This window comes from Mesorhizobium sp. CCNWLY176 (assembly GCF_037153935.1).
GTDB lineage: Bacteria > Pseudomonadota > Alphaproteobacteria > Rhizobiales > Rhizobiaceae > Mesorhizobium_M > Mesorhizobium_M zhangyense.
Map to the genome: position 1 here is coordinate 1 of NZ_JBBBDZ010000017.1, position 17,320 is coordinate 17,320.

Sequence of the window (17,320 nt, forward strand, 5' to 3'; positions counted from 1 at the left end):
TTCGTCGTCGCCATCTGCGGCGAGGTCATGACCATGCCAGGCCTGCCCAGGACACCGTCGTCGGAGAGGATCTTCCTTAATGACAAGGGGCAGATCGAGGGGTTGTTCTAGAGCGAGAACTGAGCCGCCTGCCCTGCAAGGGAGGGCAAGGTCGCAGCACGTTACCGGCAAACAAAGACGGCGCCCGCAACGGCGCCGTTTGCGTTTGTGGCAACGGTGCTCCCCTCTCCGTCTCGGCTTCGCCGAGCCACCTCTCCCCATTTCATGGGGCGAGGAACCGGTACTTTCCGAGGCCGAGGCGTTTCAGGACTTGGGTTTTCCTCGCCCCATGAAATGGGGAGAGGTGGCGCGCGAAGCGCGACGGAGAGGGGGAACTACAGGACGCAAGGCGGGTCGGTGTATTCGGGATCGCTCCAATCACCCCACGCGGCGACCCTCCCAAACAAGGGGAAGGCAATAATGCCGTCTCACTTCACCGGAGCGTTCTTGATCAGCTCCCTTGCCGCATAGCGAGCCGCTCGCTGCCAAGCCTCGTCATTGTCGCCGCGAAAGGTCAGCAGGCGGTTGAACACGATCTGCCGGCTCGGCACGTCATAGACCTCGAAGCGCGTCCAAAGCACCAGCGTGCTCATCTTCTCGACCGCGCCGACGGTGACGAAGCGCGCGCCGGCCCCCTTCGCGCGGTCCAGCATGTGGTCGAGCTGCAACTCCTTGCTCGTACAGCCCGCTTCCGGGCACTGCATCTCAGCCAGCGAGAACTTTCCGCTCTTCGACAATTCGTCGTGCATGATCTCGTCGAACCGCTTCAGCCGCGCGTCGTGTTCGGCATCCTGATTGCGCACCTCACCGGAAGAATCGACGAGATAGAAATCGCCAAGCGCCATCGAAAGGCGCTCTTCGCTGGCACGAGCATTCGAGAGAAGCGCGAAGAAAAGAACCAGCGCGCAAAGCAGAGGCACGCTCGCTGCTAAAGCGAGGACGACCAGCCTTCGGCCATCCTTCGAAGCTTCGCATCTCGCATTCGATTTGACGTGGCTGTTCATGCCGACCTCCCGGCTCGCCGGGCGATCCGCCCGCGCGACCAATCATCATGATCGGCAAAGCTTAGGAGCAGCCCGCGGCCAACTCAACCGACGCAGTCTTGTCAATTAGAACGAGGCACTGCGATCAACCCGCGGCAATGGATATGGTTTCGACCTCGATGCCATATTCGGCGGCCGAGTCGACCAGCGTATGCCACAGGCTGTCGGCGAAGCTCGAAAACACCAGCACGTTGAACACCGGCGAGCCGTCTGCCGCATCCGCCTCGCGCCAGAGATTGACCGCCGTGTGATCGATGGAGGTGGTCGCGGCCGCCCCAATCGGAAACACGCCATCATGCAGGTCGAGCGAGTTCACCTTCGCGAGCATGTCGCGCACGCGCGGGCCGGACAGGCGGATCAGGCAGCGCCCGTCGGACTGGTCGGAAAGCGAAGCGAAACCCTCGAAGACACCGCGCAAGCCATCGATCGGCTGGATCGTGCCAAGGCGCGGCGACAGCGCCATGAACTGGTCAGCACCGGACCAGACCAGCACGCCCTTTTTGCCCGTCACCGCCTTTGGCCCGGTCGGTGCGGCAACGCCGAAATAGGCTTCCGCCGCCTTGGCGGTCGCGGCCCATTGCCCGCGCCGCACAAAGACCTGCACCAGATCGAAATCGCGTATTTCCGACAGGCGGATGCCGGCCTTGACAATCGCCGCGCCGTGTTTGCCGGCAATGACCGCCTGCTGCAGCGGCGAACGGGTGGTCCAGACGAAATCAGCCACGCTGACGCCCTCCCTCGGGATCGTAGAAGACCGGATTGCAGATTTCGACGTCATAGTCTTCGCCGCGCAGCGGGTCATGCGCGCGCACGATCTCGCCGATGCGCTCGCGTCCGCGCTCGACAAGGCCGAGGCCGATCCACTGGCCGAGCATTGGCGAATGGCAGACCGAGGTCACATAACCCTGGTCCGTGTCCGGGCCGACTGCCGCGCCCTTCGGAATGATATGCGCGCCGGAGCGCAGCCGCCTTGCCTTGTCGACCGGTTTCAGACCGACAACGACCTGACGATCGGGCGCCGTCAGCGCCTCGCGCCCGGCCATGACGCGGCCGACAAAATCCTTCTTCTTCGACATCATCTTGCCGAGGCCGAGATCGTCTGCCGTCGTCGCGCCATTGAGTTCGGCACCAGCGATATGGCCCTTTTCGATGCGCATCACGCCAAGCGCCTCGGTGCCGTAAGGCACGACGCCGAAAGGCTCGCCGGCCTTCATCAGGTTGCGCGCCATGGCGTCGCCATAGCGGGCCGGAACCGAGATTTCGAAGGCCATCTCGCCTGAGAAGGAGATGCGGAACAGCCGCGCGAACAGCCCGCCGCGCAGGCGTACCTCGCGCACGCCCATGAAGGGAAACCCTTCGTTGGACAGGTCTTCCGCCGGGTCGACGATTTCGCGCAGCAGGTCGCGGGTCTTCGGCCCGGCGATGGAGAACTGCGCCCACTGGTCGGTGCAGGAGGTGAGCTGCACGTCCAGTTCCGGCCACAGCACCTGCCGGCAGAATTCGAGATACTGCATCACCGGCCCGGCCTTGGCCGTGGTGGTGGTGAGGAAATAGTGGTCTTCGGCCAGCCGCGAGGTGGTGCCGTCATCCATGACGATGCCGTCCTCGCGCAGCATCAGCCCGTAGCGCGCCTTGCCGATGGCCAGCGAAGCGAAGGCATTGATGTAGACCCGATCGAGGAAAGCGCCGGCATCCTTGCCCATCACGTCGATCTTGCCGAGCGTGGAGACATCGCAGAAGCCGACGCCGTTGCGGACGGCAAGCACTTCGCGGTTGACCGAGGTCAGCCAGTCGTTCTCGTCGGCAATCGGATACCACTGCGCGCGCTTCCACAGACCGGTGTCGACGAATACCGCACCGCGCTCGGCAGCCCAGTGATGCGACGGCGTCAGCCTGACCGAATGGAAATTCTCGTCGCGATGATGGCCGGCAAAGGCACCGATCGCCACCGGAACATGCGGCGGGCGGTAGATGGTGGTGCCGGTCTGCGGGATCGAGCGCCGCGTCAGCTCCGACATGATCGCCAGGCCGGTGACGTTCGAATTCTTGCCCTGGTCGGTCGCCATGCCGAGCGTGGTGTAGCGCTTCAGGTGCTCGACGGATTCGAAGCCTTCGCGCTGTGCCAGCGCGATGTCAGAAGCGGTCACGTCATGCTGGAAGTCGACAAAACCCTTTTTCCGCCCCTCGACATGCCAGAGCGGTGAGATGGAAATGGCTTCGTCGTTCGCAACGGGGGCGCTGCCACTCTTTCCACCAAAGCCGCAATCGGATGCAGCAGCGAACCCCGCCTCGTGACCGGTGCGCAGGCAGGCGCTCAGCGAAAAATCGCCATTGGCCGCACCTGCGGAAAGCATTCCCGCCGGCGCGCCCTCCGGCACGAAGGCCGAAATATCGTCGCGCCATTTCGGCCGTCCGCGATGATGTGAGGACAGGCCGACGGATGGGTTCCAGCCGCCCGACATGGCAAGCACATCGGTGGTGATCTGCGCATGGCCGCCATTGGCCAGCGCCACCTCGACGCCGCTGATGCCTGTCTTGCCACCCTTAACATCGACGACGACGCCATTGTGCACGGCAAAGCCGCCGCTTTGCGCCAGCGCGCGATGATGCTGCGGTACATCCTTGCGGGAATCGATAACGGCGGCGATTTCGATGCCGGCGCGGTGCGCGGTCTCGACCGTCTTCCAGCCATCGTCATTGTTGGTGAACAGCGCTAGCCGCTTGCCCGGAGCCGCAGCAAAACGCTCGACATAGGTGCGCACAGCCGAAGCCATCATCACGCCCGGCCGGTCATTGCCGGAAAAAACGATCGGCCGTTCGATCGCGCCTGCAGCCACCACACAGCGCTTGGCGATGATACGCCAGAGACGCTGGCGCGGCTGGTGCGCCGGGGGAACCGGCACATGGTCGTTGACGCGCTCCAGCGCCCCATAGGTGCCGCCGTCATAAACGCCGAACACGGCGGTTCGCGTCATGATGCGGACATTCGGCAAGGCTTCCAGTTCGGTCAGCGCACCGGAAAGCCATACGCCCGCCGGCATGCCGTCGATCTCGCCGCCGTCGCTGTTCAGCCGGCCGCCGGCCAGGCGGTCTTCCTCGGCAAGGATCACGCGCGCGCCAGCGCGGCCCGCCGCAAGAGCGGCAGCCAAACCGGCAGGGCCGGAGCCGACGACCAGCACATCGCAATGCGCCCAGGCCTTCTCATAGTGATCCGGGTCAGCGATCCCGCTCGTGCGGCCAAGACCAGCGGCGCGGCGGATGGCAGGCTCATAGAGCTTTTCCCAGAACTTCGCCGGCCACATGAAGGTCTTGTAGTAGAAGCCGGCGACGAAGATCGGCGACAGCAGCGAATTCACCGCCATCACGTCGAGGCCGAGCGAGGGCCAGCGGTTCTGGCTCAGCGCATCGAGCCCGTCATAAAGCTCGGCAGTGGTCGCCTTGGTGTTGGCCTCACGCCGCGCGCCGCTGCGCAACTCCACCAGCGCGTTCGGCTCTTCCGGGCCGGCGGTCAGGATGCCGCGCGGGCGGTGATATTTGAACGAGCGACCGACCAGCGCGACGCCGTTGGCGACCAGAGCCGAGGCCAGCGTGTCACCGGCATAGCCGGTCATCGCCTTGCCGTCGAAGGTGAAGGAAAGCGGCGCGTTGCGGTCGATCAGTCCGCCCTTGGCGAGACGGTTGGTTTGCGCGGAAGCCATTACTTCGCCCCCGCCTTGGCCGCACCTGCGCCGGGTGCGGCACTCACCGACTTGATCTCATGCGTCAGCGTGTTGCGCTCGATGACCAGCCAGGAGCGACAGCCGCCGCCATGATACCAGTACTCGCTCATCTCGCCGGCAAAATTGTCGCGCAGATAGACATAGTCGTAGAAGGCTTCCGCCTCGCCGGGCGCACCTGCGCCGCCGTCGATGGCGGCGATAGCCGGGCGCTTCGGCTTGGCGTCACCGAGATAGGTGAACTCGCCATTCTCGCGTTCGCCACAAAATGGGCATGCAATGCGCATTCCTGATCCGCCTTCAGTGCAAGTTCGGTTGGGCGCCAACGCCCTTTTCGTCGATCATCGCGCCGCGCTGGAAACGGTCGAGCCGGAAGCGTTTTGCTTCTTCATGCGGCGTGTCGGTGGCGATCAGATGCGCGAAGACGAGGCCCGAGCCCGGCGTCGCCTTGAAGCCGCCATAGCACCAGCCGGCATTGAGATAGAGCCCGTCGATGGGTGTCTTGTCGATGATCGGCGTGCCGTCCATCGACATGTCCATGATGCCGCCCCACTGGCGCAGCAGGCGCACGCGGCCGATCATCGGCATCAGCGCCATGCCGCCTTCGCAGACGTCTTCCATCACCGGCATGTTGCCGCGCTGGGCATAGGAATTGTAGCCATCGATGTCGCCGCCGAAGACCAGCCCGCCCTTGTCGGACTGGCTGACATAGAAGTGGCCGGCCCCGAAGGTGATGACGCCCGGGATGAGCGGCTTGATCGCCTCCGAGACGAAGGCCTGCAACACATGGCTTTCGATCGGCAGGCGCATGCCGGCCATTGCCGCGACGCGCGATGAGTTGCCGGCCACCGCCATGCCGACCTTGCCGGCGCCGATCGCGCCGCGCGAGGTTTCGACGCCGGTGACCTTGCCGTTCTGGTCGCGGGTAAAGCCGGTAACTTCGCAATTCTGGATGATGTCGACGCCGAGCCTGTCGCCGGCATGGGCGTAGCCCCACACCACGGCGTCATGGCGCGCCGTGCCGGCGCGGCGTTGCAGCAGCCCGCCCTGGATGGGAAAGCGCGCATTGTCGAAATTCAGGAACGGCATCATCTTGCGAACCTGATCCTGGTCGAGCAGTTCGGCATCGATGCCGTTGATGCGCATGACATTGCCGCGCCGCGCATAGGCGTCGCGCTGCGCATCGGAGTGGTAAAGATTGACGATGCCGCGCTGGCTCATCATCGTGTTGTAGTTGAGATCCTGCTCCATCCGCTCCCACAGCTTCATCGAAAGCTCATAGAAGCCTGTGTTGCCGGGCAGCATGTAGTTGGAGCGCACGATGGTGGTGTTGCGGCCGGCATTGCCCGAGCCGATCCAGCCCTTCTCCAGCACCGCGACATTGCGGATGCCGTATTTGTGGGCGAGGAAATAGGCGGTCGCCAGACCATGCCCGCCTCCGCCGATGATCACCACGTCGTAATGGTTCTTCGGCTGGGCATCGCGCCAGGTACGGGGCCAGTTCTTGTGTCCTGAAAGGGCTGCCCGCGCGAGAGAGAAGATCGAATATTTCATCAAGGTTTTCCGCCGCGCAGGCCTGCTATTTCCGACTTACACGTCGAGCGTGTTTTCGCGTTCCCACTGCGTGAAGTGGGAGGCGTAGGCATTCCATTCCTGATGCTTGAGCTTCAGGAATGCACTGGAGAATTCCTCGCCCATCGCCGCTTTCAGCCCGCTGTCCTTGTCGTATTCGCGGAGCGCATCGAGCAGGTTCAGCGGCAGCTTCGGGCCGTTGGTGACGGTATGGCCGTCCTTGTACATGTCGATGTCGCTGCGCTCCCCGGGATCCGCCTTGGTACGAATACCGTCGAGGCCGGCAGCGATGATGACGGCCTGCATCAGATATGGGTTGGCCGCACCGTCGGGCAGGCGAAGCTCGAAGCGGCCGGGGCCTGGCACGCGCACCATGTGGGTGCGGTTGTTGCCGGTCCAGGTCACCGTGTTTGGGGCCCAGGTCGCGCCCGAAACGGTGCGCGGCGCATTGATGCGCTTGTAGGAATTGACCGTCGGATTGGTGATCGCGGCAAGTGCTGAAGCATGCTTCATGATGCCGCCGAGGAAGTGTCTGCCCTTGGCCGAGAGGCCCAGCTCGGCATTCTTGTCGGCGAAGGCGTTGCTCTTGCCGTCGAGGTCCCACACCGAGATATGGGCGTGGCAGCCATTTCCGGTCAGGCCCTGGAACGGCTTGGGCATGAAGGTGGCGCGCAGGCCGTGCTTCTCGGCGATCGACTTGGTCATGAACTTGAAGAAGGAGTGCTTGTCGGCGGTGTTCAGCACATCGTCGAAAGCCCAGTTCATCTCGAATTGGCCGTTCGCATCCTCATGGTCGTTCTGGTAGGGCTGCCAGCCGAGTTCCAGCATGGCATCGCAGATCTCGGCGATGACATCATAGCGCCGCATCACCGCCTGCTGGTCGTAGCAGGACTTCGTCGCCGTATCGTATTCGTCGGAAATCTTCTCGCCACCCGGCGTGGTCAGGAAGAATTCGGGCTCGACGCCGGTCTTGACGCGCATGCCCTCTTCGGCGGCTTCCGCCACCAGCCGCTTCAGCGTGTTGCGCGGCGCCTGCGCAACGCTCTTGCCTTCCATGACACAGTCGGAGGCAAGCCAGGCCACGTCCCTTTTCCACGGCAGCTGGATGACGGAGGAAGCGTCGGGCACGGCCAGCATGTCGGGATGCGCCGGTGTCAGGTCGAGCCAGGTCGCGAAACCGGCGAAGCCCGCGCCTTCCTTCTGCATGTCCGAGATCGCCTGCGCCGGAACCAGCTTGGCGCGTTGGCCGCCAAACAGGTCCGTATAGGAAATCATGAAATATTTGACGTTATTCGCCTTTGCGAATTCTGCGAGATCGTTTGCCACAGCAGTTCCCCGTTTGCTTTCGAATGCCGTTCCCATGGCATGTTCCTCTCTTATTATTTTTGATCTTATTTTTTGATCAGAAACCGTTCTTTCCCGGTATCCAGCTGGTTCCCGCCAGCGGCACCTGAGCCATTGCGGCGGCTTCGATTGTCAGTGCGCAGAGATCCTCCGGCTCGAGATTGTGGAGATGATTTTTGCCGCAGGCGCGCGCGATGGTCTGTGCCTCCAGCGTCATCACTTTCAGATAATTCGCCAATCGCCTTCCCGCAGCGACCGGATCGACACGTTTCATCAGCTCCGGATCCTGCGTGGTAATGCCTGCAGGATCCTTTCCTTCGTGCCAGTCGTCGTAAGCACCGGCCGTCGTGCCGAGCGCCTGGTACTCGGCCTCCCAGCGCGGATCATTGTCGCCGAGCGCCACGAGCGCCGCAGTACCGATCGACACCGCATCGGCACCCAGCGCCATCGCCTTGGCGACGTCGGCGCCGTTGCGAATGCCACCGGAAACGATGAGTTGGACCTTGCGATGCATGCCGAGGTCCTGCAGTGCCTGGACGGCGGGCCGGATGCAGGCGAGCGTCGGCTGGCCGACATTTTCGATGAACACTTCTTGCGTGGCAGCAGTGCCGCCCTGCATGCCGTCGAGCACGACGACATCGGCACCCGATTTCACCGCAAGCGCGGTATCGTAATAGGGACGCGCGCCGCCAACCTTCACATAGATCGGCTTTTCCCAGTCGGTGATCTCGCGGATTTCGAGGATCTTGATTTCGAGGTCGTCCGGGCCGGTCCAGTCAGGATGACGGCAGGCCGAGCGCTGGTCGATGCCCTTGGGCAACGTGCGCATTTCGGCAACGCGGTCGGAAATCTTCTGGCCGAGCAGCATGCCGCCGCCACCGGGCTTTGCGCCCTGCCCGACCACGATCTCGATCGCATCGGCGCGGCGCAGGTCGCGCGGGTTCATGCCGTAGCGCGACGGCAGATACTGATAGACCAGCGTCTGCGAATGGCCGCGCTCTTCCTCGGTCATGCCGCCGTCGCCGGTGGTCGTGGAAGTGCCGGAGAGCGAGGCGCCACGGCCAAGCGCTTCCTTGGCCGGACCCGACAGCGAACCGAAGCTCATGCCGGCAATGGTGATCGGAATTTTCAGCTCGATCGGCTTCTTGGCATGGCGCGCACCGAGCACAACGCTGGTGTCGCACTTTTCGCGGTAGCCTTCGAGCGGATAGCGCGAGATCGAGGCTCCGAGGAACAGCAGATCGTCGAAATGCGGAAGCTTGCGCTTCGCGCCGGCGCCACGAATGTCATAGATGCCGGTAGCGGCGGCGCGGCGGATTTCCGACAGCGTATATTCGTCGAATGTCGCAGAGTATCGGGGCTTCGTCGGCGGGTTCTGATAGGTCATTCTGATCTTGCCTCAATACGCGTCGGCATTGTCGATGTTGAAATTGTAGAGCGTGCGGGCTGAGCCGTAACGCGTGAACTCCTCCGGCTTGACGTCCTTGACGCCCGCGCGGTCGAGCAGATCCCTGAGCTTGGCGATATGCTCCGGCCGCATCTCTTTCTTGATGCAGTCGGCACCCAGGCTCTTGACGTTACCGCGCACGAAAAGCTTCGCCTCGTAGATGGAATCGCCCAGCGCATCGCCGGCATCGCCCAGCACCACGAGATGGCCCGACTGCGCCATGAAGGCGGACATATGGCCGATATTGCCGTGGACGACGATGTCGATGCCCTTCATCGAGATGCCGCAGCGCGACGAGGCGTTGCCCTCGATCACCAGCAGCCCGCCCTTGCCGGTGGCGCCGGCATACTGGCTGGCGTCGCCCTTCACGACAATCGAGCCCGACATCATGTTCTCGCCGACGCCGGGGCCGGCCGAGCCGTGCACCGTGATAGTGGCTTCGCTGTTCATGCCGCCGCAATAGTAGCCGACGCTGCCGCGCACATCGACGCTGATCGGCGCATCGACACCCGCCGCGACCGCGTGGCTGCCCTTCGGATTGAGCACTTCCCAGGCGGTCTCGTTGGAGCCGTTCTGGACGTTGTGAAGCGCCTGGTTGAGTTCACGCAGCGTTGACTTTGCAAGGTCGAAGACCTGCATGCCGGAGCTCCTTTCCGCTACATTGACGACATCGTGTTTCACGGTTTCAGTGCTCCCAGAAATAAACGGTGGAGGGTTCCGGCTCCCAGACCTTCGCGCCGTCGATGCCGGGCAGCTTGGCCAGCGCGCGGTATTCGGAACCGAAGGCGACATACTGGTCGGTTTCGGCCAGAACCGCAGGCTTGCAGGCGATCGGATCGCGCACCACGCCGAAGCCGTTCTTGGTGCCGACGACGAAGGTGAAGAAGCCGTCGAGATCACTGAGGCTGGATTCCAGCGCCTGGCCGAGATCCTGGCCGTTGGAAATCTTGTGCGACAGGTAGGCGGCAGCGACTTCGGTGTCGTTCTCGGTCTCGAACGTCATGCCCTCGCGCTTCAGCTCGCGGCGCACATTGTTGTGGTTGGAGAGCGAACCGTTGTGCACGAGGCACTGGTCCGACCCGGTCGAGAACGGATGCGCACCCATGGTGGTGACAGCGGATTCGGTCGCCATGCGGGTGTGGCCGATGCCATGCGTGCCGCTCATCTTCGAGACTTCGAAGCGTTCCGCCACCTTCTCGGGCAGGCCGACTTCCTTGTAGATCTCGATCGTATCGCCCATGCCCATCACGCGCGCATCGGGGCGCAGTTCGGCAATGGCATCACGTGCCGCTTCGAGCTTGTCGCGCGGCACGTCGAGCACGGCGTGGGTGGATTTCACCAGCATCGTCACCGAAGCGCGGATCTTCTTGCCGAGTTCGGCTTCCAGCCCGGCAAAATCGCGCGCCGGCTGCTGCGACTGGATCGTCAGCTTGCCGTGATCTTTCTGCGACGCGCCATAGATAGCGATGCCGGCGCTGTCCGGCCCGCGATCGGTCAACAGAACCAGCATTTCCGACAGCATGGCGCCCAACTGAGGCTCCAGCGATTTATCCTTAAGAAACAGTCCAACAATGCCACACATCGGCCTGAACCTCCTTGCGAGTTTTCTGACTTCAATGGCTAGCAGTTTTGAAAATTGAGTTCAACCCATATGAATGTTTTTTTCATGTGAGAAAAGAAAGGCGCGACTTTAAACAGTCCAGCGCCGTCCCCGGCGTGCCCTCGGTATGTCGTGGCATCACGCCGCTGGCGGCGTGTTTTCCTGCCTTCGCGCAAAGCGCCATTTCTCGTGCTGGATCCGTGCGATCTTGTAGGCATCGAGCACGCAGAAACCATAGATCAGAATGGCTCCGGAATGGCGCGCGAAAAACGAGCCGTCCGGCAGCAGCCGGATGCCGACCCAGCCGAATACCGCCATGAAGAACAGGAACATCAGCGCGCGCTGCGCATAGCCGAGCAGCAGATGTCCCGCGCCCGGCACCAGTATGGAAGCAGCCAGGATCGCCAGCGGCTTGAATGGCTCTTTCGCCTCGGCAACCATCGTCATGCTGCCACCTCCATCGGTTGGCGCAGATTGTAGACTACTGCCACCATCCGGTTGAGCACCACCTCGATAAGGTCAGGATTGATGACGATGTCGCCGAACTCCGCCTGCCGAAAGACGCCATATTGCGCGCGGTTCGCCTCCGCGATCTGGATCACGATGCGCACGCCCTTGGGCGAAACCAGGAATTCCTTCATGCGCGGATTGGCAAACAGCGGCAGCGCCGGCGCAACCGCAGCCGGCCGCGGCATATCGTGCGGATCGTCGCTGCGCAGCAGGCCGTCCTCCGGCCATCCGGCAGGCGACGCCACGATATGCGGCAGGTGGTCGAAGTTCGAAAAGCTGGTCGGCCCGGCAGGCCGCATCATGAAATCGAACGTGCCGCCAACGCTAGTGGCGATCGGGATCGTCACCTGAAGCCACAGGCTCGGCAGCTTGCGCACCGCAAGCGTGTCCACCACCGGGCGAAGCTGCACCGGCAGGCCACGGAACTGCCCTTCCAAGACGGGATGGTCCGGTGCCTGAAGTTCACGCACGACCGGGTTCTCAAGCAACTCTTTCACCGTGCTGAACAGAAGCCCTTGCCGCTCAGCCACAGTCTCACGGCTGCGCTGGAACATACGGAAGAGCTGCCACGCCACAAGCGCGAAAAGCAGGATGCCGAGTGCGGTTTTCACGATGATCGCTCCGCTTGCCTTGCGATGTTTCGGCGGCCCGCAACTGTTGCGCGGGCCGCCGGTTTCAGGTCGTCAGTAGCCGATCGGCTTCGGCCACGGCATGGTGAACTGGTCGCCGCGCCGGACGTATTTGTAGCGGTAGAAATGGAACCAGATCGACACGACGATATAGAACAGCGTCATGGCGATGAGCTGTGAACCGTATCCGAGGAACACCGCGAAATAGGTGATGACGCAGATCGACAGAAGCGCGATCGCCGGCATTGGGTGGAACGGATGCGTATAGCCTCTGCGGATCGAGCCCAGCGGCCACTTCCTGCGGAACATCATGATGTTGATCGACATGAAGGTGTAGCCGAGCAGGCCCGACAGGATCGAGAAGGTGATCGCCTGGTTCAAGTCTGCGATGAAGGCGAAGGCCAGCGCGATCGGCAGCAGGAACAGGATCGACCGGTAGGGCGTACGGTATTTCGGATGCACCGCCGAGAACCATGTCGGCAGGTAGCGGTCGCGGCCGAGCGAGAACCAGGCGCGTGCCGCATCGTTGATGCAGCCATTAGCCGAAGCGACAGCCGCCAGCACCGTGCCCCAGAACAGCAGCGTCTCGAGGAAGCCCGAGCCCGTTGCCCTCGCCGCGTCGAACAGTGGGAAGAAGGTGAAGCCGAGATACTCCCACGGCAGCAGCGAAGCGCAGACATACCAGGTCATTGCCGCTCCGATCAGCAGAGTGATCATGCCGGCCATGGTGCCGTAAGGCAGCGAACGCGCCGGCGAGCGCACTTCCTCTGCGGCCTGCGTCGTGCCCTCGATGCCGAGATAGAACCAGATGCCGAAATGGAAGGCCGCAAGAACGCCGATCCAGCCATAGGGCAGCGCGTTTTCCGGCGTGATCAGATCCCCGAGCTTCAGCACCGTGCCTTGGCTCCACGGCTGGACCGAGAAGAACAGGATGATGATGGCGACATAGGCGATCGCGGTGATGACGAAGTTGACGTTGAGCGTCATCAGCACGCCGCGATAGTTGAGCCAGGCAAGCACGACGATGGTCAGCACGACGAAAGCGTGCCGTTCCAGCCCTTCGGTTCCGGCCACCGTCACGATCAGGTCGCCAACGAGGATAGCGTCGGAAACCTCGAGCATCGTATAGGCAAAGACGAGATAGAGCGCGACATTGAAAGCCATCAACGGGCCGACGATATGCTTGGCCTGCGCATACTGGCCGCCGGCGGCGGCGACCGTGGAGGTCACTTCGGAATCGATCATCGCGACCGAAGTGTAGAGCAGCCCGATGAACCAGCAGACGATCAGCGCGGCCAGCGAGCCGCCCTTGTCGACGGCGAAGTTCCAGCCGGTATATTCGCCGACCAGCACGATGCCGACGCCCAATGCCCAGACATGGGCCGGGCCGAGCACGCGCAGCAGCGAAACCCGCTGGCCGGGCGCCACCGTCGACGGTGAGGTAGTGATTGCAGCGTCAGTCATCGAACGCCCTCAGAGCTTGTGTTTTTCGGTGGCTGCCTCGATCTCGCCTTCGCGCGAGGAGGTCAGCACGTCTTCCGAATAGGTCGTGTCGGTCTTGAACCAGTCGAAGAGCATCCAGGCGGCGAGAACCGCCGAAAGCGCCCAGGCGACATAGGAAAGTGTGAACCACATCGTTTCGCTCCTATTTCTTGTCGCCGAACTTTTCGTCGATCACTTCGCGGTATTCCTTGTCGGAGGCGCGGAAGAGAAAGATGAAATAGCCGACGACCACGACGACCATGACGAGCAGCGTGGTGATGTCCCAGGTGTAGTGGAACTTGTTCTGGATGATGTCGTGGGCGGTCGTCGGGTCGTAACCGAGCTTCTCCCAGAATCCGACCATGGTCGGGTTTTGCCCCAGGCTTTCCCAGGTCGGGTTCTCGATCTTGTCGATGGCCTTGGAAACACCGGCAAGGCCAAGTTTCAGCGGCAGCCACAGCGCCACGAAGATAGCGACAACGATGAAGGCGATGTCGATGACCTGCATCACTTTCGGTTGTTCGGGTGGTATATATTTCGGCATTCTTTGTCCTCCCAAAACCTGCCAGAGCGCTAGAGATTCTTCTCCCGCTTCGCCGCGTCCAGATGCTGGATATCCAGCCCGTAGATGAAGTGCTTGTCTTCGGCGTAGTGCTTGACCATCGCCCGGATCGCGGCGGTGTTGAAAATGAGCACCGCGGCAGCAGCAACGACCACCGCAACCCTGATCCCGCTATTGGGGATGTAGGGCCAGGTCATGAACAGGACGAAGAGCAGGGTTATCCAGAGAAGTACTACGAGAAGCCACGCACCGCGCACGTCAGAACGGTACATGGCCTCAATCCGCTGATTGAGGTCCGACATTTCTCTCCCTTTCGACAGCGCTCGTATTGGCCTGGCGGAGCGCCGCTTTCCCCGTGGGAATTATACTGCCAGGCAACATTTTTGTTTGCGAAGAAAATACCCGCGCAACCCCGATGTCAAGGCGTATTTACGCGGCGTAAACCATAACGCACCGGAATATCGCGGAGCGAATTCAGGTCCTTTTTCTAGCGAAACCTGCGCCCAAGGACTTGTCGCCGGCAATTCCTGATTTTGCCTGATAATGAAATTTTTTGCACTACAGTGTTGCGTGTCCGGAAATTTGAGGCACTATGGCTGGCAATCAAAGTTGCAGCATTTCGCGCGGGGGCGAAATCAAGCAAAGTGCAAATGGGAGATGTATCAGATGACTGCTTCCTGGAGATTCTCGACCCTCGCTGACCGCCATCGCGCCCTCGGCTCCAAGCTCGAAGACTGGAGCGGCATGGGCACTGCCTGGACCTACGACAAGGACGCCGACGAGGAATATGTCGCGATCCGCACCAAGGCCGGGCTGATGGATGTCTCGGGCCTGAAGAAGGTCCACGTCAACGGCCCGCACGCCTCCCATCTGCTCGATCTCGCCACCACGCGCGATGTCGAGAAGGTCTATCCCGGCAAGTCGGTCTATGCCTGCATGCTCAACGAAGCGGGAAAATTCACCGACGACTGCATCCTCTACCGCATGGGCCCGAATTCATGGATGGTCGTGCATGGTTCGGGCACCGGCCATGAGGAACTGCAGCGCGCCGCCATGGGCCGCGACGTGTCGCTGCGCTTCGACGACAATCTTCACGACCTGTCGCTGCAGGGACCGCTTGCCGTCGACTTCCTCGCCAAGCATGTGCCGGGCATTCGCGACCTGAATTACTTCCATCACATGCAGACGCGTCTGTTCGGCTTCCCGGTGATGATTTCGCGCACCGGCTACACCGGCGAGCGCGGCTATGAAATCTTCTGCCGCGGCCAGGATGCCGGCACGGTCTGGGATACGATCCTCGCAGAAGGTAAGGACATGGGCATCATCCCCTGCCGCTTCACCACGCTCGACATGCTGCGGGTCGAGAGCTACCTGCTCTTCTACCCCTACGACAATTCCCAAAAGTACCCGTTCGAGAACGAAGGCCCCGGCGACACGCTGTGGGAACTCGGCCTCGACTTCACCGTCAGCCCGGGCAAGACCGGCTTCCGCGGTGCTGAGGAGCACTACCGCCTGAAAGGCAAGGAACGCTTCAAGATTTACGGCGTGCTGCTGGAAGGCAAGGAACCGGCCGACGAAGGCGCGCCGATCTTCAAGGACGGCAAGCAGGTCGGCGTCGTCACCTGCGCCATGTATTCGCCGCTGGTCAAGAAATCGATGGGCATCGCCCGCATGCCGGTCGATTGCGCGGTCGCCGGCACGCCGCTTGAAATCCACTACGCTAGCGGCAAGATCAAGGCGACGGCGCAACCGCTGCCGTTCGACGATCCGAAGAAGCTGAAGCGCACCGCAAAGGGTTGAGCCGGCAATGACGGCAAAGACCATACTGAGCCGACCCGTCTATGGCACACTCTCGCCGCAGCCGGGAAAGCATCACCTCTTCATCGCCGACGCCGAGGGCGCGGCGGCGATCCTCGACATGGCCAATAGCGCGCCCGCCGGCTTCTTCGCCGATGCCCACATCATGTTCGTTCCCGGCGCCACCGGCACGAAATATGTGGAGCCGTTGAAGAAGCTCCAGCCGGCGCAATTCTATGAAGGGCCTTCCCTAGCCAGCGCCCTGCCGCGCCTGCGTCAGACGCTTGCGACGGCGCATATGGGCCTGCGCGTCTATCTTTCCGGCACCGAAGGGCTGATCGGCCAGGCCATGCAGGCTGCCCTTGAAGCCGGCATCGACCACACCTCGATCCAGACCGAGCAGCGCGGCTCGCTGGCGCGGCGCGTCCAGTGCGTCCACTGCAAGGGCATTACCGAGAATGTGACGACCCAGCCGGCGACCTGTTCGCATTGTGGCCTGCTTCTTCTGGTACGCGATCATTATTCGCGCCGCATCGCCGCCTTCCAGGGCGTGTGCATCAATGCGGAGGACCCGACCGAGAACCCTCCAAAAGAGGAGATTTTCCGTTGAGCGCCGGAACGAGCAAGATCGACGTCACCGTCACCGATGTCGTCCCCGTTAACGAACTGGTCAAGCGCTTCCATTTCCGGCGCACGGACGGCGCCATCCTGCCGACCTTTTCGGGCGGCGCGCATGTGGTGGTGGAGATGCGCGACGACGATCGTACGCGCCTCAACCCCTATTCGCTGATGAGTTCGCCGCTCGACACCACCGACTACACGATCAGCGTGCGGCGCGACGATATCGGGCGCGGCGGCTCGCTGTTCATGCACAACCGGGTAAAGCCCGGCCAGCGCATGGTCATCAGCAATCCGGTCAACCTGTTCTCGCTCGATCTCAGGGCCAGGAAGCATCTGATGATCGCCGGCGGTATCGGCATCACGCCCTTCATGGCGCAGACCTCGCAGCTTGCCGGCGAAGGCGGCAATTTCGAACTGCACTACACCTGCCGCAGCGAAGCGCTCGGCACCTATGCCGACGTGCTGCAGGCCCGCTATGGCAGGCGCATCCATCTCTACCACGACGACCGCGACGAAAAGCTGCCGCTCGAAAAGCTCCTGTCGTCGCAGCCGCTCGGCACCCATCTCTATATCTGCGGCCCGGCCGGCATGATCGACTGGGTGCGCAGGACCGCAGCCGAGGCCGGCTGGCCGAACGAGACGGTGCACTACGAGCATTTCGCAGCACCCCAGCCGGGCAAACCCTTCGATGTGACGCTCGCCGTCAGCGGCAAGCAGATCCGCGTCGGTGAGCAGCAGAGCCTGCTCGAAGCCATCGAGGCAGCGGGCGTCGATCCGCCCTATCTCTGCCGCGGTGGCGTCTGCGGCCAGTGCGAGACCAATGTCGTCTCTTATGACGGCAAGTTCCTGCACAACGACCATTGGCTGTCGGAAGAAGAACACCGCTCCGGCTGCAAGATCATGCCATGCGTTTCGCGGTTCGAAGGAAAATCCCTCGTACTTGAACGCTAGCTCGAAG

19 protein-coding genes are annotated in these 17,320 nt (G+C 62.4%); 4 read left to right on the plus strand and 15 right to left on the minus strand.

All coding sequences use genetic code 11. From position 1 onward, the window contains the following. Positions 1-111 (plus strand): formate--tetrahydrofolate ligase (locus WBQ96_RS23165; protein ID WP_336553949.1); only part of this gene is annotated, 111 nt, incomplete at its 5' end. Positions 112-467: 356 nt separating this feature from the next. On the opposite strand, the gene WBQ96_RS23170 is transcribed toward WBQ96_RS23165, so the two are convergent. The 15 genes from WBQ96_RS23170 to WBQ96_RS23240 all read right to left on the minus strand — a co-directional run bounded on the left by WBQ96_RS23170 (position 468) and on the right by WBQ96_RS23240 (position 14,246). Continuing rightward, positions 468-1,043 (minus strand): DUF2380 domain-containing protein, encoded by a 576-nt coding sequence (locus WBQ96_RS23170; RefSeq protein WP_336553706.1) that lies wholly within the window; start codon positions 1,041-1,043, stop codon positions 468-470. A gap of 124 nt (positions 1,044-1,167) precedes the next feature. After that, positions 1,168-1,806: a sarcosine oxidase subunit gamma gene (locus tag WBQ96_RS23175; RefSeq protein WP_336553708.1), complete on the minus strand. Its 639-nt coding sequence runs from the start codon at positions 1,804-1,806 to the stop codon at positions 1,168-1,170. Then, on the minus strand, positions 1,799-4,780 hold the full coding sequence (locus WBQ96_RS23180) for a sarcosine oxidase subunit alpha (protein WP_336553710.1): 2,982 nt from the start codon (positions 4,778-4,780) through the stop codon (positions 1,799-1,801). Before WBQ96_RS23180 ends, WBQ96_RS23175 begins: the two co-directional genes overlap by 8 nt. Beyond that, positions 4,780-5,085 carry a sarcosine oxidase subunit delta gene (locus WBQ96_RS23185; protein ID WP_336553712.1) on the minus strand — a complete coding sequence of 102 codons (306 nt, stop codon included), beginning with the start codon at positions 5,083-5,085 and terminating at the stop codon, positions 4,780-4,782. Before WBQ96_RS23185 ends, WBQ96_RS23180 begins: the two co-directional genes overlap by 1 nt. A 13-nt stretch (positions 5,086-5,098) precedes the next feature. Next, positions 5,099-6,352 (minus strand): sarcosine oxidase subunit beta family protein, encoded by a 1,254-nt coding sequence (locus WBQ96_RS23190; RefSeq protein ID WP_336553714.1) that lies wholly within the window; start codon positions 6,350-6,352, stop codon positions 5,099-5,101. 36 nt (positions 6,353-6,388) lie between these two features. After that, entirely contained in the window at positions 6,389-7,696 is a 1,308-nt protein-coding gene (gene glnT / locus WBQ96_RS23195; protein WP_336553951.1) for a type III glutamate--ammonia ligase, read from the minus strand. A 76-nt stretch (positions 7,697-7,772) separates the two neighbouring features. Further along, on the minus strand, positions 7,773-9,101 hold the full coding sequence (locus WBQ96_RS23200) for an FMN-binding glutamate synthase family protein (protein WP_336553716.1): 1,329 nt from the start codon (positions 9,099-9,101) through the stop codon (positions 7,773-7,775). Positions 9,102-9,113: 12 nt separating this feature from the next. Then, positions 9,114-9,800: a GXGXG domain-containing protein gene (locus tag WBQ96_RS23205; RefSeq protein WP_165120589.1), complete on the minus strand. Its 687-nt coding sequence runs from the start codon at positions 9,798-9,800 to the stop codon at positions 9,114-9,116. A 46-nt stretch (positions 9,801-9,846) separates the two neighbouring features. After that, on the minus strand, positions 9,847-10,743 hold the full coding sequence (locus WBQ96_RS23210; RefSeq protein ID WP_336553720.1) for a class II glutamine amidotransferase: 897 nt from the start codon (positions 10,741-10,743) through the stop codon (positions 9,847-9,849). 156 nt (positions 10,744-10,899) lie between these two features. Continuing rightward, on the minus strand, positions 10,900-11,208 hold the full coding sequence (locus WBQ96_RS23215) for a hypothetical protein (protein ID WP_336553722.1): 309 nt from the start codon (positions 11,206-11,208) through the stop codon (positions 10,900-10,902). Continuing rightward, complete coding sequence (locus WBQ96_RS23220; RefSeq protein WP_336553724.1) at positions 11,205-11,882, minus strand: hypothetical protein; 678 nt, start codon at positions 11,880-11,882, stop codon at positions 11,205-11,207. The genes WBQ96_RS23215 and WBQ96_RS23220 overlap by 4 nt, the downstream gene beginning before the upstream one ends. 72 nt (positions 11,883-11,954) lie before the next feature. Then, on the minus strand, positions 11,955-13,364 hold the full coding sequence (locus tag WBQ96_RS23225) for an APC family permease (protein ID WP_165120592.1): 1,410 nt from the start codon (positions 13,362-13,364) through the stop codon (positions 11,955-11,957). Positions 13,365-13,373: 9 nt separating this feature from the next. Beyond that, positions 13,374-13,535 (minus strand): hypothetical protein, encoded by a 162-nt coding sequence (locus WBQ96_RS23230; protein ID WP_091915136.1) that lies wholly within the window; start codon positions 13,533-13,535, stop codon positions 13,374-13,376. 10 nt (positions 13,536-13,545) lie between these two features. Beyond that, positions 13,546-13,926, minus strand: coding sequence for a hypothetical protein (locus tag WBQ96_RS23235; RefSeq protein ID WP_165120593.1), 381 nt, complete (start codon positions 13,924-13,926; stop codon positions 13,546-13,548). Positions 13,927-13,955: 29 nt separating this feature from the next. After that, complete coding sequence (locus tag WBQ96_RS23240) at positions 13,956-14,246, minus strand: hypothetical protein (RefSeq protein ID WP_091915527.1); 291 nt, start codon at positions 14,244-14,246, stop codon at positions 13,956-13,958. A 364-nt stretch (positions 14,247-14,610) separates the two neighbouring features. Here WBQ96_RS23240 and WBQ96_RS23245 point away from each other — a divergent pair, with 364 nt between their 5' ends. From WBQ96_RS23245 to WBQ96_RS23255, 3 genes are read left to right on the plus strand one after another with little or no spacing between them, the layout of a single operon-like run. Continuing rightward, entirely contained in the window at positions 14,611-15,744 is a 1,134-nt protein-coding gene (locus WBQ96_RS23245; RefSeq protein WP_336553728.1) for an aminomethyltransferase family protein, read from the plus strand. A gap of 7 nt (positions 15,745-15,751) precedes the next feature. Then, the gene (locus WBQ96_RS23250; RefSeq protein ID WP_336553729.1) at positions 15,752-16,351 is read left to right on the plus strand and encodes a dimethylamine monooxygenase subunit DmmA family protein; all 600 of its coding nucleotides are present in this window, start codon (positions 15,752-15,754) and stop codon (positions 16,349-16,351) included. Beyond that, positions 16,348-17,313: a PDR/VanB family oxidoreductase gene (locus WBQ96_RS23255; protein WP_336553731.1), complete on the plus strand. Its 966-nt coding sequence runs from the start codon at positions 16,348-16,350 to the stop codon at positions 17,311-17,313. The genes WBQ96_RS23250 and WBQ96_RS23255 overlap by 4 nt, the downstream gene beginning before the upstream one ends. Positions 17,314-17,320 lie beyond the last annotated feature (7 nt).

Excerpts from the sequence above, each read along its gene's own strand:
- WBQ96_RS23170 (WP_336553706.1), bottom strand. The coding sequence starts at position 1,043 with ATGAACAGCCACGTCAAATCGAATGCGAGATGCGAAGCTTCGAAGGAT.
- WBQ96_RS23180 (WP_336553710.1), bottom strand. The coding sequence starts at position 4,780 with ATGGCTTCCGCGCAAACCAACCGTCTCGCCAAGGGCGGACTGATCGAC.
- WBQ96_RS23185 (WP_336553712.1), bottom strand. The coding sequence starts at position 5,085 with ATGCGCATTGCATGCCCATTTTGTGGCGAACGCGAGAATGGCGAGTTC.
- WBQ96_RS23190 (WP_336553714.1), bottom strand. The coding sequence starts at position 6,352 with ATGAAATATTCGATCTTCTCTCTCGCGCGGGCAGCCCTTTCAGGACAC.
- WBQ96_RS23200 (WP_336553716.1), bottom strand. The coding sequence starts at position 9,101 with ATGACCTATCAGAACCCGCCGACGAAGCCCCGATACTCTGCGACATTC.
- WBQ96_RS23205 (WP_165120589.1), bottom strand. The coding sequence starts at position 9,800 with ATGCAGGTCTTCGACCTTGCAAAGTCAACGCTGCGTGAACTCAACCAG.
- WBQ96_RS23210 (WP_336553720.1), bottom strand. The coding sequence starts at position 10,743 with ATGTGTGGCATTGTTGGACTGTTTCTTAAGGATAAATCGCTGGAGCCT.
- WBQ96_RS23215 (WP_336553722.1), bottom strand. The coding sequence starts at position 11,208 with ATGACGATGGTTGCCGAGGCGAAAGAGCCATTCAAGCCGCTGGCGATC.
- WBQ96_RS23225 (WP_165120592.1), bottom strand. The coding sequence starts at position 13,364 with ATGACTGACGCTGCAATCACTACCTCACCGTCGACGGTGGCGCCCGGC.
- WBQ96_RS23230 (WP_091915136.1), bottom strand. The coding sequence starts at position 13,535 with ATGTGGTTCACACTTTCCTATGTCGCCTGGGCGCTTTCGGCGGTTCTC.
- WBQ96_RS23235 (WP_165120593.1), bottom strand. The coding sequence starts at position 13,926 with ATGCCGAAATATATACCACCCGAACAACCGAAAGTGATGCAGGTCATC.
- WBQ96_RS23240 (WP_091915527.1), bottom strand. The coding sequence starts at position 14,246 with ATGTCGGACCTCAATCAGCGGATTGAGGCCATGTACCGTTCTGACGTG.
- WBQ96_RS23245 (WP_336553728.1), top strand. The coding sequence starts at position 14,611 with ATGACTGCTTCCTGGAGATTCTCGACCCTCGCTGACCGCCATCGCGCC.
- WBQ96_RS23250 (WP_336553729.1), top strand. The coding sequence starts at position 15,752 with ATGACGGCAAAGACCATACTGAGCCGACCCGTCTATGGCACACTCTCG.